Annotated in this window: 16 protein-coding genes; 12 read left to right on the forward strand and 4 right to left on the reverse strand. The window is 70.6% G+C overall.

Annotation, left to right across the window (positions count from 1 at the left end; all coding sequences use genetic code 11):
* Positions 1-214 precede the first annotated feature (214 nt).
* From LBW94_RS08385 to LBW94_RS08395, 3 genes are read left to right on the forward strand one after another with little or no spacing between them, the layout of a single operon-like run.
* The gene (locus LBW94_RS08385) at positions 215-1,360 is read left to right on the forward strand and encodes an alcohol dehydrogenase catalytic domain-containing protein (RefSeq protein ID WP_225055390.1); all 1,146 of its coding nucleotides are present in this window, start codon (positions 215-217) and stop codon (positions 1,358-1,360) included.
* On the forward strand, positions 1,357-2,508 hold the full coding sequence (locus LBW94_RS08390) for a citramalate synthase (protein ID WP_225055391.1): 1,152 nt from the start codon (positions 1,357-1,359) through the stop codon (positions 2,506-2,508). Before LBW94_RS08385 ends, LBW94_RS08390 begins: the two co-directional genes overlap by 4 nt.
* Positions 2,505-3,287 carry an enoyl-CoA hydratase/isomerase family protein gene (locus LBW94_RS08395; protein WP_225055393.1) on the forward strand — a complete coding sequence of 261 codons (783 nt, stop codon included), beginning with the start codon at positions 2,505-2,507 and terminating at the stop codon, positions 3,285-3,287. The genes LBW94_RS08390 and LBW94_RS08395 overlap by 4 nt, the downstream gene beginning before the upstream one ends.
* On the opposite strand, the gene LBW94_RS08400 is transcribed toward LBW94_RS08395, so the two are convergent.
* Positions 3,250-6,246, reverse strand: coding sequence for a bacterial transcriptional activator domain-containing protein (locus LBW94_RS08400; RefSeq protein ID WP_225055394.1), 2,997 nt, complete (start codon positions 6,244-6,246; stop codon positions 3,250-3,252). The genes LBW94_RS08395 and LBW94_RS08400 overlap by 38 nt on opposite strands.
* 82 nt (positions 6,247-6,328) lie before the next feature.
* On the opposite strand from LBW94_RS08400, the gene LBW94_RS08405 reads away from it, so the two are divergent.
* Positions 6,329-6,952 carry a TetR/AcrR family transcriptional regulator gene (locus LBW94_RS08405; protein WP_225055396.1) on the forward strand — a complete coding sequence of 208 codons (624 nt, stop codon included), beginning with the start codon at positions 6,329-6,331 and terminating at the stop codon, positions 6,950-6,952.
* A gap of 14 nt (positions 6,953-6,966) precedes the next feature.
* Here the strand turns inward: LBW94_RS08405 and LBW94_RS08410 are convergent, their stop codons facing one another.
* Positions 6,967-7,467 carry a flavin reductase family protein gene (locus tag LBW94_RS08410; RefSeq protein WP_225055398.1) on the reverse strand — a complete coding sequence of 167 codons (501 nt, stop codon included), beginning with the start codon at positions 7,465-7,467 and terminating at the stop codon, positions 6,967-6,969.
* A gap of 183 nt (positions 7,468-7,650) precedes the next feature.
* Between LBW94_RS08410 and LBW94_RS08415 the strand changes: the two genes are divergently transcribed.
* The 8 genes from LBW94_RS08415 (at position 7,651) to LBW94_RS08450 (ending at position 16,334) form a co-directional block, all read left to right on the forward strand.
* Positions 7,651-8,838 (forward strand): cytochrome P450, encoded by a 1,188-nt coding sequence (locus tag LBW94_RS08415; RefSeq protein ID WP_225055400.1) that lies wholly within the window; start codon positions 7,651-7,653, stop codon positions 8,836-8,838.
* Between the two features lie 41 nt (positions 8,839-8,879).
* On the forward strand, positions 8,880-10,343 hold the full coding sequence (locus LBW94_RS08420) for an aldehyde dehydrogenase family protein (protein ID WP_225055402.1): 1,464 nt from the start codon (positions 8,880-8,882) through the stop codon (positions 10,341-10,343).
* Positions 10,344-10,480: 137 nt separating this feature from the next.
* The gene (locus tag LBW94_RS08425) at positions 10,481-11,926 is read left to right on the forward strand and encodes an aldehyde dehydrogenase (RefSeq protein ID WP_225055403.1); all 1,446 of its coding nucleotides are present in this window, start codon (positions 10,481-10,483) and stop codon (positions 11,924-11,926) included.
* The gene (locus LBW94_RS08430; protein ID WP_323137834.1) at positions 11,923-12,759 is read left to right on the forward strand and encodes a mycofactocin-coupled SDR family oxidoreductase; all 837 of its coding nucleotides are present in this window, start codon (positions 11,923-11,925) and stop codon (positions 12,757-12,759) included. The genes LBW94_RS08425 and LBW94_RS08430 overlap by 4 nt, the downstream gene beginning before the upstream one ends.
* Before the next feature lie 28 nt (positions 12,760-12,787).
* Positions 12,788-13,876 carry a zinc-binding dehydrogenase gene (locus LBW94_RS08435; RefSeq protein ID WP_225055407.1) on the forward strand — a complete coding sequence of 363 codons (1,089 nt, stop codon included), beginning with the start codon at positions 12,788-12,790 and terminating at the stop codon, positions 13,874-13,876.
* A gap of 203 nt (positions 13,877-14,079) precedes the next feature.
* Positions 14,080-14,706: a TetR/AcrR family transcriptional regulator gene (locus LBW94_RS08440; protein WP_225055408.1), complete on the forward strand. Its 627-nt coding sequence runs from the start codon at positions 14,080-14,082 to the stop codon at positions 14,704-14,706.
* The gene (locus LBW94_RS08445) at positions 14,703-15,458 is read left to right on the forward strand and encodes an SDR family NAD(P)-dependent oxidoreductase (protein ID WP_225055410.1); all 756 of its coding nucleotides are present in this window, start codon (positions 14,703-14,705) and stop codon (positions 15,456-15,458) included. Before LBW94_RS08440 ends, LBW94_RS08445 begins: the two co-directional genes overlap by 4 nt.
* 24 nt (positions 15,459-15,482) lie before the next feature.
* Complete coding sequence (locus LBW94_RS08450; RefSeq protein WP_225055412.1) at positions 15,483-16,334, forward strand: ABC transporter substrate-binding protein; 852 nt, start codon at positions 15,483-15,485, stop codon at positions 16,332-16,334.
* Positions 16,335-16,348: 14 nt separating this feature from the next.
* Here the strand turns inward: LBW94_RS08450 and LBW94_RS08455 are convergent, their stop codons facing one another.
* The gene (locus LBW94_RS08455; protein ID WP_225055413.1) at positions 16,349-17,155 is read right to left on the reverse strand and encodes a FadR/GntR family transcriptional regulator; all 807 of its coding nucleotides are present in this window, start codon (positions 17,153-17,155) and stop codon (positions 16,349-16,351) included.
* Positions 17,156-17,326: 171 nt separating this feature from the next.
* The gene (locus LBW94_RS08460) at positions 17,327-18,097 is read right to left on the reverse strand and encodes an IclR family transcriptional regulator (protein ID WP_225055415.1); all 771 of its coding nucleotides are present in this window, start codon (positions 18,095-18,097) and stop codon (positions 17,327-17,329) included.
* Positions 18,098-18,174 lie beyond the last annotated feature (77 nt).

Genomic DNA, 18,174 nt, shown 5'->3' on the forward strand with positions numbered 1-18,174 from the left:
TGAATTGCGCCCTCGACGGGCAGTCGGTCCGGCGGCGGACGCCGGCCGGTGCGAACGAGAATGGCCCCCGCTTCGTTACCCGCTGCATTACTGCCGCATGGCGCTCGGGAGGGGCGCCGCGGTAACGGACGCCATAATGCCCGCGCCCGTGTAATGACCCGCGAGTCGTCCGCCGTGCGGTGGGCGGCGGCAGTGGAGGAAGCGGAGGTCAGCTGTGGGTTCGAGGAAGTCCCTGGCGGCGGTCGTCGTCGGTCGCGAGCAGCCGTGGCAGGTCGTGGAGATCGACGTCGCGCCACCGGCGGCGGGTGAGGTGCTGGTGGAATGGGCGGCCGCGGGCCTGTGCCATTCCGACGAGCACTTCCGCAGCGGCGACCGGGTCGGGCCGGGCACGGATGCCGCCGTCTACCCGATGCTCGGCGGCCACGAGGCGTCGGGTGTGGTGGCCGAGGTCGGCCCGGGGGTCACCCGGTTCGCGGTCGGCGATCGGGTCTGCGCCAGCTTCTCGCCCACCTGCGGCCACTGCCGGTACTGCGTCAGCGGCCGCGGCTCGCTGTGCAACGGCAACAAGGACTTCATGTCGCGCGGCCAGCTCGCCGACGGTGAATACCGCCATCACCTGGACGGCGAGCCGCTGTACCTGATGGCGAAGCTCGGCACCTTCGCCGAGCGCACGGTGGTCTCCGAGCGCTCGCTGCTGCCGATTCCCGATGATCTGCCGTTCACGGCCGCCTGCCTGATCTCCTGTGGCGTCGCCACCGGCTGGGGTTCGGCGGTGGAGACCGCGGGCACCCGGCCCGGCGACATCGTCGTGGTGGTGGGCTGCGGCGGACTGGGCGCGGCGGCGGTGCAGGGCGCCCGCAACGCCGCAGCCGCGGCGATCGTCGCGATCGAGCCGTTCGCGACCCGCCGCGACGCCGCGAAGACCTTCGGCGCGACGCACACCGCCGCCGCCATCGCCGACGCGCGCGCCATCGTCGACGAGCTGACCTGGGGCCAGGGCGCCGATCGGGTGATCCTGACGCCCAGCGTGGTGACCCCCGGCATCCTGCACGACGGCCTGGCGATCACCGGTAAGGACGGCGTCCTCGTGGTGACCGGGATGGGCCCCTACGGCGAGACTCCGGTGCCGCTGGACATCGGCGCATTCGCGTTGTTCAGCAAGCAGATTCGCGGCTCGCTGTTCGGCGGGCTGGATCCGCGCGCGGCGGTGCCGCGGCTGGCCGAGCTGTACCGGCGCGGGCTGCTGGACATCGACTCGATGATCACCACCTACCCGCTGGCCGATATCAATGTGGCGCTGGCCGATCAGCTGGAGGGCCGCAACGTGCGCGGTGTGCTGACCATGAACGGTTCTCGATGACCGCGCAATTCCCGGCGGTGCGCATCGTCGACGAGACGATGCGCGAGGGAATGCAGATCGAGGACGCGCGGATTCCGTTGGCGCGCAAGGTGGAACTGCTGAACGCGCTGTCCGGCACCGGGCTGCGGCATCTGGTCGTGGGCTCGTTCGTCAGCCCGCGCTGGGTGCCGCAGATGGCCGATGTCGAACAGCTGCTGGAACGGTTCACTCCGGTGCCGGGTGTCGAGTACACCGCGCTGGTGCTCAACGACAAAGGCGCGCAACGGCGGTCGCGTTTCACGCCGCCGCTGACCGTCGACGACCGCCCCCGGCTCACCGTGCACGCGTGCGATGTGTTCGTGCGGCGCAACACCAATCGCAGTCAGGCGCAGGAGATCGCCGCCTGGCCCGCAGTGGTCGCGGCCGCCCGGGAACGCGGTGCCCGCACGGCGACCGTGCGGCTCGGCGCGGGATTCGGCTCGAACTGGGTGGGCGACATCCCCTTCGAGTACGGCATGGACCTGCTCGCGCGGATGATCGGCGCCTGGGAAGCGGCCGGGATCACCGTCGACACCGTCTGGCTCGGCGACCCGATGGGCTGGAACACACCGCTGCGGACCGAACGCTTCGTCACCGAGATCCTGCGGCGCTGGCCCACGGTCCGGACCATCCACCTGCACCTGCACGATCAGCGCGGCGCGGCGCTGGTGTCCGCGTGGGCCGCGCTGCGCGCGATGCCGCCGGACACCACGCTGGTGCTGGACGCCGCGGTCGGCGGCATCGGCGGCTGCCCGTACTGCGGCAACGGCCGGGTCACCGGCATGATCGCCACCGAGGACCTGGTGGATCTGCTGGAGGAATCCGGCATCCACGCCGGTGTCGACCGCGACCGCCTGATCGATGCCGCCCTGCTCGCCGCCGGGATCCTCGGCCGCGAACTACACGGCCGCACCCCGCTCGCGGGTCCCCGCCCGCGCGGGAACCGGCTGTACCCGATGGACCTGCCGTTCATCGAGACCGCCGCGCAGGCGAGCCACTTCCGTTGCGGGCCCGATGTCTACGCCGCCGCCCGCGCGCCCTGGGCCGAGCCGATCACCAGCGTGCAACGCGATCTGGCGGAGCAGCACGGATCGCTGGCCGCCGCCGACGTCAGGAGAGTGCCCCGATGACCGAGGACGTCCTGCTGGCGGAGCGGCGCGGCCATGCCGTCTGGCTGACGCTGAATCGCCCGGACCGGCTCAATGCCCTGGACACCAACATGAAAGAGCGCCTGGTGCAGGCCGCGGTAGCGGCCACCGTCGACCCGGAGGTCTGGGTCGTGGTGCTGCGCGGCGCCGGGGGCCGGGCGTTCAGTGTCGGCGGCGATCTGAAGGACATGCGGGCCCGCGACCGCGACGGCGGCCGGCCGAGCACCCCGATGATCGAGGCGGCCCGCAACGTCTACGAGGCGGTGCTGGAGATCCCGAAGCCGACCGTCGCGGTGGTCGACGGCTTCGCCCTCGGCGGCGGCTGTGAACTCGCGATGGCCTGTGACCTGCGGGTCGCCTCCGACGACGCGATCTTCGGCATGCCGGAGTCCACCCGGGGCATGGGCGCGAACTTCGGTTCGGTGCTGCTGCCCCGGCTGATCCCGCGCGCGCTGGCGATGGAGATGCTGTACTTCGGCGACCGGATGACCGCCGAGCACGCCCTGCGGATCGGGCTGATCAACCGGGTGTGGCCGAAAGCGGAACTCGATGCGCGCGTGGACGAATGGGTCGCCGACCTGCTCACCCGGGCCCCGCTGTCGTTGCGCCGCTACAAGGAGATGGCCGGAAAGGGCTGGGAAATGCCGGTTCCCGCGAATCTCCGGCTGAACGCGGGCCCCAACCCGTACCTGTCCGAGGACCGGATCGAGGGGGCGCGCGCGTTCACCGAGAAGCGGGCCCCCGTGTGGCGCGGGCGTTGACGGCCGCGGGCGGGAGTTGCACCAGCCGGCGCAGCTCCGCCCCCGGTTCGAGGCCCAGTTCGCCGAGCGCCGAATGTGCCCGCTGGAAGATCGCCATCGCCGCGGCCCGGTTCCCGGCCAGATGTTCGGCCCGGATGAGCAATCCGTAGATCTCCTCGCTGAACGGGTTGAACTCCAGCACCCGGGCGCCGTAGCCGCGGACCAGTTCCACGTCGCCGGCCTCCACCGCCCACCACAGCAGTGTGGTGACCGCCTCCTCGAACAGCACCGACAGATAGGTCCGCCGCTCCTCGACCCAGGCCAGATCGCTGCCGGGCAGATAGATCCCGGGAGCCAGATCCAGGGCGTCGCGCAGTTGCCGCAGGTGCGCCTCGGTCGGCTCGGCGACGGTGCGGGCCCGCAGCACCTCCTGCTCGAACTGTCGATCCAGGGCAACGAGTTTCACCGATTCCGGCCAGGCGACCACGGCCGGGTTGCGGCGTTCCAGCCGCACCCCGGTGAGTTCGCGCAGCCGGAACACTATCTGCCGGAAGTGATTACCGCCCTTGCTCCGCTCCACCTCGGGAAACAGCCGCTCCTGCAACCGCGATCGCTCCACACCGTCGGGGTGCTGGGCCAGATCGGCGATCAGCTCGACCACCTTGGTCCGCCGCCCCGAGGTCTCCATGCCGTCGACCACGATCAGCGGCGGTTCGTGGAAGGGCAGGAATTCCACCACCGCGGGCTGCCGGTCCTGCACGGCGGTGACCGCCGGAATCCGTTCCGGCAGTTGCTCGGCGGGCTCCTCCGACAGTGCCGGCGTGACCGGTTCCAGCAGGCGGGCGGCGCGCAGATGGTGACATCGCGTGAGTGTTTCGGTGGTCCAGTAGCCGCGGCGGCGGATTCCGGACCGGCGCAGATCGGCCAGCACCGCGGCGGCGGTGGATTCGGCGCCGAGTCGCAGATGCGCTTCCGCGAGTGCGTAACTCGCCGCGGACAGCATCAGCTGCCGCCGCGCCCGGCGCATGGATTCCACGGCGGGGGTGAGGACCACGGCGGCGTCGCCGGGCTGGTCGAGCTCCAGCAGCGCCACGCCGAGCACCAGCCGGGCCCATTCGCTGATCGCCCGGCGCTCACCGCCGTTCATCTCGATGGAGCCGTACCGCAGCGCGGTCGCCTCCTCCGGCGCACCGGCTTGCAGGGTGGCCCAGGCGGTCAGGATCTCGTAGGTGGATTCGGCCCCGGTCCGGCGGGCCTCCAGTGCGTGCGCGCGCAGCTGCTGCCGGGCCTCGTCGTGCCGTCCCCGCGCGATATCCAGTGCGGCACGGACGAATACGGCGTGCGGCCGGTCCCGGCCGGTCGGCACGATGCGCTCGAAGGCCTGCTCCGCCAGGTCGATCCGGTCGTTCCAGGCGGCGGCCAGCGCCACATTGGGGTTGTCCTCGGCATCCGGGCCGTCCAGCGCGGCGACGATGTCGTCGCAGCGGCCCTGCCACAGCATGCCCCAGTGCACGACCTTCGCCAGATTTCCCCAGCTGGTCGCCAGCGGCGGCAGGGCCGGTTCGGTGCCGCTGGTGGCGGCCAGCATGAACCGCACGGCATCCGCGGCGTGATCGTCGCGGTGGTCGCGGACGTAGTGCTCGGCCTCGATCGGCCGGCTGTGCAGGGTCCACAGCACCACCCCGACGATGCCGGGATCGGCGGCCACGATGTCGTCCATCCGGTCGTCGGCCTCGAGCTGGTGGATGAGCGGGACCGCGCGATCGAAGCCGCGCCGCGCGTGCAGCGCGCGCAGCACACACGCGGTGAGCAGGTCACTGGTCAGCAGGCGGGATTCGCCGATCAGCTCCGACCAGCGCTCGACCCGGTCGGTGACCGCGGCCGGATCGCCGAGCGACCGAACGCCGTACTCCAGCGCCTCGACGGCCAGCAACGGTTCTTCGGCGGCCACACACCAGTCCACGACCTGGTCGAATCGGCCCGCGACCGCCAGGTGGAAGGCGAATCGGCGGCGGATGTCGGCCATCCGCTGGGACCGCCGCCGCGGCAGGATCTCCCGCAGGCAGCGGCGCAGCAGCGGACTGTAGACCAGGGTGTCGTCCGCGGCCGTGATCATCGGCAGGCCGCGGCCGCGCAGTGCGAAGAACACCGACTCGCCGTGCGTGCCGAGCAGGCCCGCGCTGTCGGGCCGGGTGATGCGGTCCAGCAGCGCGCCCGCGAGCAGCAGGTCCTGTTCGTCCAGCGGCAGCGTGTCGACGATCTGCGATTCGACGTAGGCCACCAGCACCGGCGACTGCGCCGACCCGCCCGCGCCGCCGAAGCGGATGAGCAGGACCCCCCCGGCGATCCAGCCGCCGGACTGGGCCACGACGGCGTCCGCGCCGATCGGCTCGGCGGGCCGCAGCCGCTCGATCAGGGCCGCGGCGTCGTCGGTGGTCAGACGCAACTGCTCGGCCATGACGACCTCACACAGCCCGCGCAGGACCAGGTCGCCGGTGGTGCTGCCGAGGTGGCGGGTGGTCAGGATCAGCACGTCGACGGCCGTGGCCCGGCGCAGGAAGCCGGCCAGCACCGTGGCCGTGGCCGGATCGCCCTCGGCGATCTCGGCGTTGTCGATCACCACCAGCGGTGGCGTCGCGCCCGGAATTCCCGGCGCCGGCAGGCAGCTCTCCAGGGCGCGGCCCAGCTCGTCGGCGGTGAAGCCGGGTGGCAGGGTCAGCCAGGTGACCGGGCCCGGCCGGGTTTCGGCGTGCAGGGCGGCGGCCGTGGTCTTGCCACAGCCGCTGCCCGCGATGATCTCCACCACCCCGGCGCGGGTGAAGGCGTCGGCGATGGTGTGCTCGACCCGGGGGCGTGCGACGACGACCGTCGCGAGCGCGGGAAGTTCGCCGAGCACGGCGGCGCTCGCGTTCGCGAGCCGGAGCTGATGGGCGCGCTGTCGAGTCCGCAAGGATCCCGGCGCCTGATCTTCGATGATCATCGTCGCTGGTAGTACCTATCGTGTGACCTGAATCTCCCTCAGACTACCCTCCAATAGACGGATGTCTATTAATTGAGGACGAATGACCGACTCAGCTCAGGAATCCCGCCGCAACGCGCTGTCGGCGACCGGCGACGCGCGGGTGAGCCGTACCCGGCGGCGGCTGTCCGACGCCCTGCACGACGAGATCGCGGAGAGCGGCGCCGGCAATCTGTCCGTCGCGACCATCACCCGCCGGGCCGGGGTGGCCCGCAGCACCTTCTACACCCATTTCGCCACCGTCGAGGCGCTGGCGCTGTTCGCGGTGGAGGAGCTGTTCGACGAACTCGGCTCGGTCGACGTGGCCCGGCGCGCCCACTCCGGCCTGAGCCGGGAGCAGATCACCCGCACGGGTCTGGCCGATGTGCTGGACGGGCTGCTGGCCAACGACTACCTGCTGCGGCTGGCCCGCGACGGTTCCAGCGGCGCGGCCATCCGCGAACGCTTCGTCGACGAGATGGCGCGCAACATCGTGCCGATCATCGCGATCGAACGGCCGGATGCCACCGCGGAACTGCTGGACTACGGCAGCCAGTTCCTCGCGGCCGGCACGCTGCGGGTCATGATGCACTGGCTGTCCGACGAGCGGCAGACCAGCCGCGCGGAACTGGTGGAACTGATCCTCGGCATGCTGCCGGCCTACCTGACCGGACGCGGCGCGGACTGACCGCACGATCGGGTTCAGCCGATCGCCAGCGGCCGGAACTTGCTGCCGTGGAACACCAGTGGCTCGATCCCGGTGTCGGCCAGCGCACCCTCGATCCGGAACACGACGATGGTGTGGTCGCCCGCGGCCACCTCGTCGTGCACCACGCAGTCCAGCCAGGCGGTCGAGCCGTGCACGAACACCGCGCCGTCGGTGGTGGCGTCCCAGCCGACCCCGGCGAAGCGATCACCCTGCTTGCGGGACAACGCGATACACGCGTCCTCGTGCCCCTCGGCGAGAATGCTGACCCCGATACGATCGCGGGCGCGCAGCCGCGGCCAGGTGCTGGAGGTGTCCTGCACACACGCCGAAACCAGCGGCGGGGCAAGCGATACCGAGGTGAAGGAACTCACCGCCATGCCGACCGGCACGCCGTCGTAGCCGAGTGCGCACAGCGCGGCGACCCCGCTGGGGAAGCATCCGAAGGTGCGGCGCAGATCGGCCGGATCCGTGACCGGGGGTGGTGTCGTCAGCATGCGCTCATGGTCGCGAGCGCGCGTTACCGGCGGCGTTTCCGCTCGTCGTAACGGAAGTGATAACGGTCACGTGCCAGGCTGCACATCCGACGACACCCCGTGACAGCGCCTTTCGGCCCACACCGGTGTCCTCCACCTTCCTGCCGCCTCGGCGACCGACGCCGTCCTGTCCAAGGAGCCCGGATGCAACCTGAGCTCATCGAGCACTTCGTAGCGCACTTCGACCATCACGACGCCCGGCTGGGCGCCGACCCGCTGGAGGTCTCGCGGGAGATGCGGGAACGCTGCCCGGTGACCCACACCGATGTCCACGGCGGTTTCTGGGTCGTCTCCGACTACGACGACGCCCGCCGGATCCTCCAGGATCCCGCGACGTTCACGAACTCGAAGTCCGTGCGTGTGCCGGCCGGTCCGCAGACCCGGCCGCTGCCGCCGCTGGAGTACGACCCGCCCCAGCACATGAAGTACCGCAACATCATCTCGAAGGCGTTCTCGCCGAAGAACATCGCGGCGCTGGAACCGGCCATCCGGGCGCTGACGGTGAACCTGATCGAGCAGTTCCGCGAGAAGGGTTCCTGCGAACTGGTGGCCGATCTGGCCGCCCCGCTGCCCACCACGATCTTCACCGAGCTGATGGGCCTGCCGAACGCCGACGCCGAGAAGTTCCACTACTGGGCGACCAACATCAACCATGTGGCCCACGAGGGCGACGGCGCGATCTCGGCCGGTGAGGCCACCGCGCAGACGATGGAGTATCTGCGGGTCATCCTCGACGAGCGCAAGGCCAACCCGCGCGACGACATCGCGACCGCCCTGGTGCAGGGCGAGATCGACGGTGCGCCGATCAGCGAGGACGACCTGATCCACATGGCGCTGCTGCTGTTCCTCGGCGGGCTGGACACCGTCACCTCGGCGATGTCGTTCATGTTCGCCAATCTCGCGCAGCGCCCGGACCTGCGGCAGCAGATCCTCGACGATCCGGAGATCATCCCGGCCGCGGTCGAGGAGTTCCTGCGCTTCGATCCGGTCATCATGATCGGCCGGGCGGTCGGCACCGACACCGAGATCGGCGGCTACGAGGTCACCGCCGACGAGCGGGTGCTGATCAACCCGATCGCGGTGAACCGGGACCCGAGCCAGTTCGAGGATCCCGATGTCATCGACTTCTCCCGGGATGCCAACCGGCACTTGACCTTCGGCATCGGCCCGCATCGCTGCGTGGGCTCGCACCTGGCGCGGCTGGAGCTGAAGATCGTGCTGGAGGAGTTCCACGCGCGGATCCCGAATTACCGGGTGGCCGAGGGCGAGACGCTGCACCGCCACATGAACCAGGTCTGCGGGCTGGACGCGCTGCCGCTGGTCTGGGACTGACCCGCAACCGCATCCCGGACCACCCGCTCACGAAGGAAGTCATGTTCGATTCGACCAGCTACGACGGTCTCTTCGTCGACGGCGACTGGATCGCCACCCGCGAGCAGCGCACCACCGCGGTGACGAATCCGGCCACCGCGACCGTGATCGGCTCGGTGCCGGAGGGCGATCCGGCCGATCTGGACGTCGCGGTCGCCGCCGCCCGGCGCGCCTTCGACGAGGGCCCGTGGCCGCGGCTGAGCGCCCGGGAGCGGGCGCGGTTGCTGCACCGGTTCGCCGATGTGCTCGACGCGCACCGGAAGGAACTGGCCGCGATCATCACCGCGGAGTCCGGTGCGCTACCGGCGCTGGTCGAGGGCACGCACTTCGGCATCGGCTTCGGGCGGTTCCGGCATGCGGTGGATCTCGCTGCCACCCAACTGGATTCGGTGACGCCGCTGCGGACCGGGCCGGGATCGGTGCTCGGCGCCACCGCGCTGGTGTACAAGCCGCGCGGTGTGGCCGGGTTGATCACCCCGTTCAATTTCCCGCTCTATCTGAACCTGTGCAAGCTCGGTCCGGCACTGGCCATGGGAAATACGGTGGTGCTCAAGCCTTCTCCGCTGACCCCGCTGGAAGGGCTGGTGCTCGGCGCGGCGGCCGCCGAGGCCGGGCTGCCGCCGGGGGTGGTGAACGTCGTCACCGGTGGGGTCGCCGTCGGCGAGGCGCTGGTGGCCGATCCGCGGGTGGATCTGATCAGCTTCACCGGCTCGAGCCGGGTCGGCAGCGACATCATGGCGCTGGCGGCCCGCTCGCTCACGCCGGTGGTGCTGGAACTGGGTGGTAAATCCGCGCTGATCGTCCGGGAGGACGCGGCGGTGGCCGACGCCGCGAACCTCGCCTACAACAGTTTCACCCTGCACGCGGGGCAGGGCTGTGTGCTGCTCACCCGGCACGTGGTGCACCGGCGGCTGGTCGGCGACTTCCTCGACGCGCTCGCCGAGCGGGCGGCGCACACGGTGGTCGGCGATCCCACCGATCCCGCGACGACCATGGGGCCCTTGATCTCCGAGACGCAGCGCGGCCGGGTCGCCGACTACGTCGCCATCGGCGCGGCCGAGGGTGGCGAGATCGTCACCGGCGGTGAGCCGGTCGAGCGGCCCGGATACTTCTTCGCGCCCACCGTGATCCACGGCGTCACGCCGAAAGCGCGTGTGGCACAGGAGGAGATCTTCGGCCCGGTCGCCGTCGTGCTGCCCTTCGACACCGACGACGAGGCCGTGGCGATCGCCAACGATTCCCGCTTCGGCCTGTCCGGCGGCGTGGTCGGCGCCGACGCCGGAAAGGCGTGGGAGATCGCGCGGCGGCTGAACACCGGATCGGTGCGGATCAACGGCGGCGGCACCGCGCTCGACGCCGACGCACCCGTCACCGGCTGGGGCGCCTCCGGCATCGGCGCCGAGCACGGCCTGCCCGGTCTGCTCGAATTCGCCCAGCCCCAGTCCATCGCCTTCCGTGTGCGCTGAGCGCCCGGAAGCCGCCGGCCGTCCGCGCGATTCGGTGACCGCGCACCGAATCCGCGGACGGCTCGGCAGCATTCCCGAATCTCTTTGTTTCTGAACCTGATTCGGAGCATCGACGCTCCGAGAAAGTGTGTGCTCCGATGTCCGAGCCGACGTACGTACGTGACGACTTCTTCATCGACGGCCGCTGGGTGGCGCCGTCGACCACCGCCCGCATCGAGGTGATCTCCCCGTCGACCGAGCAGGTGATCGGGTCGGTGCCCGAGGCCGGACCGGCCGACATCGATGCCGCCGTGGCCGCCGCGCGCCGCGCCTTCGACCATTCGGACTGGCCGTGGCTGACCCCGGTCGAACGGGCCGAGAAGATGCGCGCGCTGGCCGCCGCGCTCAGCGAGCGCGTCGACGCGCTGGCCACCACGATCACCGCGGAGATGGGTTCGGTCATCTCCTACACCCGCACCGGCCAGGCGCCCGCGCCGATCATGATGCTCCAGTACTACGCCGACCTGGCCGAGTCCGTCTCGCTGCGGGAATCGCGTACCGGGCTGATGGGCGACTGGACCATCCACAAGCAGCCCGTCGGCGTCGTCGGCGCGATCGTGCCGTGGAACGGGCCCATCTTCCTCGCCATGTACAAGCTGGCGCCGGCGCTGCTGGCCGGCTGCACCGTGGTGCTCAAGCCCGCGCCCGAATCGCCGCTGTCGGCCTACCTGCTGGCCGAATCGCTGGCGGCGGCGGGCATTCCGCCGGGTGTGGTCAACATCGTGCCCGGCGGCCGCGACGCCGGTCGCTACCTGGTGCAGCACCCCGGCGTGGACAAGATCGCCTTCACCGGCAGCACCGCCGCCGGTCGCACGATCATGGCCGACGCCGCCGCCGACCTGAAGCGGCTGAGCCTGGAACTCGGCGGCAAGTCCGCGGCGATCCTGCTCGACGACGTCGACCTGGCGGCGGCGCTGCCCGGCATCGTGTTCGGCGTCTGCCAGAACAACGGCCAGATCTGCGTGTCGAATTCGCGGCTGCTGGTGCCGCGCAGCCGGGAACGCGAGATCGTCGAGGCCGTGTCGGCGGCGATGTCCACCCAGGTGGTCGGCGATCCGTTCGACGAGAAGTCCGAGATCGGCCCGCTGGTCGCGCAGCGGCAGCGGGACCGGGTGCTCGGCTTCATCGAGGGCGCCCGCGCGGACGGAGCCACGATCACCGTCGGCGGCGGTCGTCCGGTCGGCCTCGATCGCGGCTGGTACGTGCAGCCGACCGTGGTCGCCGGGGTACGGCCCGATCAGTCCATCGCCCGCGACGAGGTGTTCGGCCCGGTGCTGTCGGTCGTCGCCTACGACGGTGACGAGGAGGCGATCGCCATCGCCAACGACACCATCTACGGGCTGGGCTCGGCGGTCTTCACCCCCGACCTGGACCGCGCCGAGCGGGTCGCGCTGCGGGTGCGGGCCGGCACGGTCAACATCAACACCCACATCACCGACTTCCATCTGCCCTTCGGCGGCTGGCGGCAGTCCGGCTTCGGCCACGAGGGCGGGCCCGAGGCGCTGGAGAGCTACCTGCAGGCCAAGGTCGTGGGGCCGTACTGATGGGCGCGCTCGACGGCCGGGTCGCGCTGGTCACCGGCGCCGCGCGGGGCCAAGGACGCAGTCACGCACTGCATCTGGCCCGCGCGGGCGCGGACCTGATCCTGATCGACATCGCCCGCCAGATCGACACCGTCACCTACCCGATGGCCGATCCGGCCGATCTGGCCGAAACCGAAAGGCTGGTGCGGGAACTCGGCCGCCGGGTGCACAGCGCCGTCGCCGATGTCGGGGACGGCCCGGTGCTGCGCGCGGCGGTCGACACCGCCGCGGCGGAACTGGGCCGGTTGGACATCGTGGTCGCCAACGCCGGGATCTCGGGTTACGGCAGTGTGGCACGCGGACTTTCGGATGCCGCCTGGCAGAACGTGTTGAACACCAACCTGACCGGCGCCTGGAACACCTGCGCCGCCGCGCTGCCGCACATCGCCGCCGGTGGCCGGGGCGGCTCGGTCGTGCTGATCAGCTCGGTCGGCGGGGTGCGCGGCATCCGCAACATGCCGCACTACACCGCCACCAAACACGGGGTGATCGGCCTGACCCGCACACTGGCACTGGAATACGCCGAGCAGTTCGTGCGAGTCAACGCGATCCTGCCGACCTCGGTGAACTCCGCCATGATCATGAATCCCACGACGTTCGCGTTGTTCCGGCCGGACGTCGACAACCCGACCGTCGACGACGTCCGCGACGCGTTCCAGCGCGGTAACGCGATGCCGGTGCCCTGGGTGGAACCCGAGGACATCAGCAAGGCGGTGTTGTTCCTGGTGTCCGACGACGCCCGCTACATCACCGGGGCCACTCTGCCGGTGGACGCCGGCGCACTCCTCACCTGACCACTCTCGCAACGGAAACGGAATAACCATGAAGGCCATGATCGTCAACGCGATCGGCGCGGGCTTCGCCCCCGCCGAGGTGCAACTCGCCGACCCCGTGGGCCGCGAAGTGGTCGTCGGCATCAAGGCGTCGGGCCTGTGCCACACCGACCTCACCTTCTCCCGCTTCGAGATGGGCGTGCCCACCCCGATGCTGCTCGGCCACGAGATCAGCGGTGTGGTGGAGCGGATCGGCCCGGACGTCACCGATCTCGCCGTCGGCGACCACGTCGTCGCCTGCCTGGTGCAGTACTGCGGCAGCTGCGACAAGTGCCTCACCGGCCACATCTACCAGTGCACCCGTCCCGAGGCGACACTGCGTACCGCGGAACAGGATCCGCGGATCTCGCACGACGGCCACGCGGTCAGCCAGGTGTTCGGGCTCGGCGGTTTCGCGCAGCAGGCCCTCATCCACGAGGCCCAGCTGGTGAAGATCCCCGCCGAGGTCCCCTTCCCGCAGGCGGCCCTGCTGGGCTGCGGCGTCGTCACCGGCGCCGGCTCGGTGATCAACACGGCCGCAACGAAACCCGGCGACACGGTGGTGATCATCGGCGCCGGCGGCGTCGGCCTCAACGCGGTCAGCGGCGCGGTCGTCGCCGGCGCCGCCACCATCATCGCGGTCGACATCACCGCCGAGAAGCTGGCGCTCGCCCGGCGCTGCGGCGCCACCCACACCGTCGACTCCTCGAAAGTCGATCCGGTGCAAGCGGTTCTGGACATCACCGGCGCCGGCGCCGACGCCGTCTTCGATTTCGTCGGCATTCCCGCGGTCACCGAACAGGCCCTGGCCATGACCGCCGTGGGCGGCGGCCTCTACCTGATCGGCCTGGTCGACCCGACCGTCCAATTCCCCCTCGCCCCCCTGGCGCTCATCATGTCCCAGAAGCGCATCCAGGGCATCAACATGGGCTCGACCACCCCCCGCCACGACATCCCGATGTTCGCCCGCCTCTACCTGGAGGGCCGCTTCAACCTGGACGACCTGGTCTCCCGCACCATCGCTCTGGACGAGGTCGAAAAGGGCTACGCCGCACTGGAATCCCCGGACGTGGCCCGCGTGGTCATCACCTCCTTCTGAATCGCCGCCGGTGCCCCGCCGCCCTCCGCCGCGTGGCACCGGCCCGATCCGGGCGCGGGCAACGTGGCCGAGATGTGCGGAAACCGGCGGTGCGGGATGCCCGGCGGCCGGTGACCGGACCGTCGCAGGCACTGTGGCGGCCCGGTCACCGGGGTTGCAGGGGTGCCTTGACAGCGGGCCGGGGGTGGATCATTCTGGAAACTATGGAAACCACGATAGTTTCCTCAGTTTCCGAGCGGCGGCGGGCCGAGGTGATCCTCGACGCGGCGGGGCGGCTGTTCCTGGCGCCCGGGCCCGGACGGGTCGGTATGGACGACCTCGCTCGCGATCTGGGGATGAGCAAGAAGACGATCTACCGGTACTTTCCCGATAAGCACAGCCTGCTGATCGCGGTGCTCGACCGGCAGTTCGAGGCCGTCGAGCACACGCTGGCGGCGGCTGCCGAGGCCACGCGGGACCGGCCGTTCGGTGAGCAGATGCGGCGTTTCCTGCTCGCGGCAGCTGGTGAGCTCGGGCGGATCGGTGCGGCTCAACTGGCGACCGGTCGCGGTGACGCGGTGTTGCGCCGGCATGTGGAGCAGCGGATCGAGGCGGTGGTGTATCGGCGGCTCGAGGAGCTGTTCCGGGAGGGGTATCGGCGCGGGCAGCTGTCGGCGCCGCCGGAACTGCTGGCCGAGATCACCCGCGGCGCGGTGGAGCGGCTGCTGAATTCACGACTTCCGCACGAACTCGATTGCACCGCAGCCGATCTGCTGCGGTCGACTGTCGACATCCTGCTGCACGGGGCGATCCGCCCCGGCCGCGACGACGAACAGGAGGCGGCCTCATGACCGGTACGACCGGCCGGGTGGCGTTGGTGACCGGGGCCAGTAGCGGAATCGGCGCGGCCACCGCGCGATTGCTGGCCGAACGGGGGATGCGGGTGGTGGTGGACTATCTGCACAGTGATCGGGCGGCCGCGGAGGTCGTCGCCGGTATCGAGGCGGCGGGCGGTGTGGCCATGGCATTCCAGGCCGACGTCCGCGATCCCGAGGCCGTGGACACCATGCTCGACCAGGTCGGGGCGGCCTGGGGCGGGGTCGATGTGCTGGTGCACAACGCGTTGACTCCCTACGCGATCAAGCCGTTTCGCGAGATGACGTGGGACGAGTTGGGCGGCAAGCTCGACAGCGAATTGCGCACCGCGTTCGTGGTGACCAAGGCGGTGCTCCCCGCCATGACCGCACGGGGCTGGGGGCGGCTGATCTACCTCGGCACCGGGCTCGCCCGGCAGCCCCGGGCGGGCATGATCGCACTGGGCACGGCCAAGGCCGCACTCGCCCAGTTCGCCCGGTATCTCGCCCAGGAACTGGGGCCGCAGGGCATCACGGTCAATGTCGTCGAACCCGGTCCGGTGGCCGAGACCCGGATCTCCCAGGTGCTCGACGACGAGTTGAAGGACCGGCAGATCGCCGCGACCCCACTGGGCCGGCTGGCCCGGCCGGGCGATGTCGCCCGCGCGGTCGCCTTCTACGCCGGAGAGGACGCCGCCTTCATGACCGGCACCACCGCCGCGGTCAACGGCGGCATGTCGATGTACTGAGAGGTACCCGAGAAAGGAATTGCCGTGCACACCCTCGATCTCGCCTACGTGGGCCGCGGCCTGCACGAGGAACTGGTCGCCTACATCGCCGATCAGGAGGACTTCTACGCCGACGAGGGCGTTCACGTCGCGCTGCGCGACGGCTGCGCCTGGGACGAACAGCGTTTGCGGCGCGGCGCCACGATCGGCCTCGGTCGTGCGCTGCTGTCCCGGTTGACCGGTGGCGTCCCGTGGGTCGCGCTCACCGTCAACACCCACGCTCCGCTGTTCTGGTTCCTCACCCCCGACCGGCTCGCGGGCCGCCGGCTCGCGGTCCATGCCGCGCACACCCCGCCGGGCTGCTTCGCTCGGATCGTGCTGCGCCGCAACGGTATCGACCCGGATCGCGACGTCCACTGCGTGGTCCGGTCACCGGGCGACTACGGCATGGATCTGCGCCGGCTGCACGACGGCGGCATCGACGCCGCCTATGTCGGCAGCACCATGGCCCCGGAGGCGATCGCCGCCGGTCGCGGCTGGCCCGCCCCGATCTGGGTCGGCGACCATTTCCGGATTCCCACCGTCGGCATCGCCGTCGACCCCACGTTCCTCGCGCCGGACGATCCTGCGGTGCAGGCCGCGGTGCGCGCCCACCGGCGCGCCCTGCGGGTGATCCATGAGGATCCCGACACCACGGTGCGGCACCTGCGGACCTTCCTCGGCCGGCACACCGATGCCGAGATCCGTACCCACTACGACACTTTCCTCGCCCCGCACTTCACCACCGACGGCCGGGCCGATCTCGCCGTGGGCGACGCCGCGATCGCCGCGGTCGCCGCCGAACTCGGCGTTCCCGTCACGGTCACCGCGGCCGAGTTCTACCGCACCGCACCCTGATTCGGGCGCGGCCCTCAGATATGGGTGCCGCGGCTCTGCTGGATGGCCGCGCCGACCTGGGCGGAGGAGACGTCGACCGGGCCGGTGTCGAAATGGGTGAGCACCAGCGATTGGGTGGCGGTGAGATGCGAGCGATAGTGGCGCTCGGCCTCCTCGGCGTCGCCGTCCGCGATGGCGGTGATGATGTGCCGATGACAGTCCAGTGATTCCGCGGAATCCCGCGGCGACGGGTATTCGCCACTCCTGGTGAGGATCTCGGCCCAGGTCTCCTCGTGCGCGGACCACAGCGCGACCAGGGTGCTGACCACGTAGCGGACCGTCACATTGGGGTTGAAGGAGACGACGAGATCGTGGAAGGCGCGGGCCGCCAACGTGAACGGCAGACCCTCGCCCATCAGTTCGGCGCAGGACGCCAGATTCGCCTCCAGCGCCGGGATCACCGCCGTCTCGCGGTCGGCCCGGCGGGCGCAGGCGGCGGCGCAGGTGGGTTCCAGCATCTGCAGGCCGACGGCCAGATCGCCGAGGGTGACATGCGCGGCCTGCAAACCGAGGCCGAGATGATAAGCGGCCGAAGCGGGATCGGGCCGGTGCACCTCGGCGCCACCGACATTGCCCCGGCGCACCGTGATCAGCCCCTCGGTCTCCAGGATGCGCAAGGCCTCCCGGACCGACGGATAGCTGACCCCGAATTCCTGGACCAGTTGTTCCTGCGGCGGCAATCGTTCGGCGCTGTCGTCGGACAGGATCCGGGCCCGCAACTCCGCGGCGACCACCTCGGCGATGCGACGCTGGGTGATGCGTTTGTGCCGCGGGCTCGTCACCGGGTCCTCCTGATATCCATCCCCGGACGCTACGCCAATTATCGCAAGCATTGCAATCTTTACTTCGGGGCGGGTAGTCTGGCCGATTCGGCCGGGGTCGAGGCTGTCCGGAGCCGTTCGACATCGACATTATCCTGCCTGTTTCCGTCGGTGTGAGCCGCGTGGACCGCATTACCGCATTCTGGAATCGGAACGGTTTTCGGCGATCCGGCGGCTGATGCCCCGGGCCGCCGCCAGCAGCACCGGCACGTAGGATTCGGCGCGGGCATCGTTGGGGACGATGACCGACAGGGCCGCGACCACCTCGTGCATGCCGTTGCGCACGGGGACCGCGACACCCGCCGCGTCCTCGTGGACGTGCCCGCGCAACAGGGTGTATCCGAGCCGCTGCGTGTCGGCGAGCACCGCGGCCAATTCGGCGGGGTCGACGACGGTGCGTGCCGTACGGGCCGGCAGCGGGCCGTTCAGTATCCGCTGCCGCAGCGCGTCGCCGCCGTGCGCGAGCAGGATGTGCCCGGACGACGAGATGTGCAGCGGTAGTCGCCCGGCCACCCGGGAATAGTTGATCACCGCATCGCGCGCCGACAGCCGTTCGAGGAACAGCACATCCGTGCCGTCGAGCACGCCGAGCTGGGCATGGTGGCCGACCACCGTGTGCACGTCCTCCAGGAACGGCATCGCGGCGTCGCGCAGTGACACCGCCGGGGAGGCGCGCGCGGCCAGTTCCCACAGGCGCATGCCGATGCTGATCAGCCGGTCCGGCCGGCGTTCCAGCAGGCCGTGCGCGGCCAGTTCCGCGATCAGCCGGGAGGCCGTCGCGTTCGGCAGGCCGGTACGCCGGGCGATTTCGGTGACCGGCAGGGCCGGTTCCTCGGGAGTGAAGGCGGTGAGGATGCGTATCGCCCGCGTGAGGGACGATTCACCCGTCGCGGTGCGCGGCATGTTCCCAGCCTGACGGCGGCGTGACCCGCCGCACATCCCTCTTCCATTCATTGGGACGAAATTTCCGGATCCCGGTG

The sequence above is a fragment of the Nocardia sp. alder85J genome (assembly GCF_020176955.2).
Lineage (GTDB): Bacteria > Actinomycetota > Actinomycetes > Mycobacteriales > Mycobacteriaceae > Nocardia.

Coding starts and splice junctions, on each gene's coding strand:
- LBW94_RS08425 (WP_225055403.1), top strand. CDS start 10,481: ATGTCCGAGCCGACGTACGTACGTGACGACTTCTTCATCGACGGCCGC.
- LBW94_RS08410 (WP_225055398.1), bottom strand. CDS start 7,467: ATGCTGACGACACCACCCCCGGTCACGGATCCGGCCGATCTGCGCCGC.
- LBW94_RS08435 (WP_225055407.1), top strand. CDS start 12,788: ATGAAGGCCATGATCGTCAACGCGATCGGCGCGGGCTTCGCCCCCGCC.
- LBW94_RS08400 (WP_225055394.1), bottom strand. CDS start 6,246: ATGATCATCGAAGATCAGGCGCCGGGATCCTTGCGGACTCGACAGCGC.
- LBW94_RS08395 (WP_225055393.1), top strand. CDS start 2,505: ATGACCGAGGACGTCCTGCTGGCGGAGCGGCGCGGCCATGCCGTCTGG.
- LBW94_RS08405 (WP_225055396.1), top strand. CDS start 6,329: ATGACCGACTCAGCTCAGGAATCCCGCCGCAACGCGCTGTCGGCGACC.
- LBW94_RS08440 (WP_225055408.1), top strand. CDS start 14,080: ATGGAAACCACGATAGTTTCCTCAGTTTCCGAGCGGCGGCGGGCCGAG.
- LBW94_RS08415 (WP_225055400.1), top strand. CDS start 7,651: ATGCAACCTGAGCTCATCGAGCACTTCGTAGCGCACTTCGACCATCAC.
- LBW94_RS08420 (WP_225055402.1), top strand. CDS start 8,880: ATGTTCGATTCGACCAGCTACGACGGTCTCTTCGTCGACGGCGACTGG.
- LBW94_RS08390 (WP_225055391.1), top strand. CDS start 1,357: ATGACCGCGCAATTCCCGGCGGTGCGCATCGTCGACGAGACGATGCGC.
- LBW94_RS08460 (WP_225055415.1), bottom strand. CDS start 18,097: ATGCCGCGCACCGCGACGGGTGAATCGTCCCTCACGCGGGCGATACGC.
- LBW94_RS08445 (WP_225055410.1), top strand. CDS start 14,703: ATGACCGGTACGACCGGCCGGGTGGCGTTGGTGACCGGGGCCAGTAGC.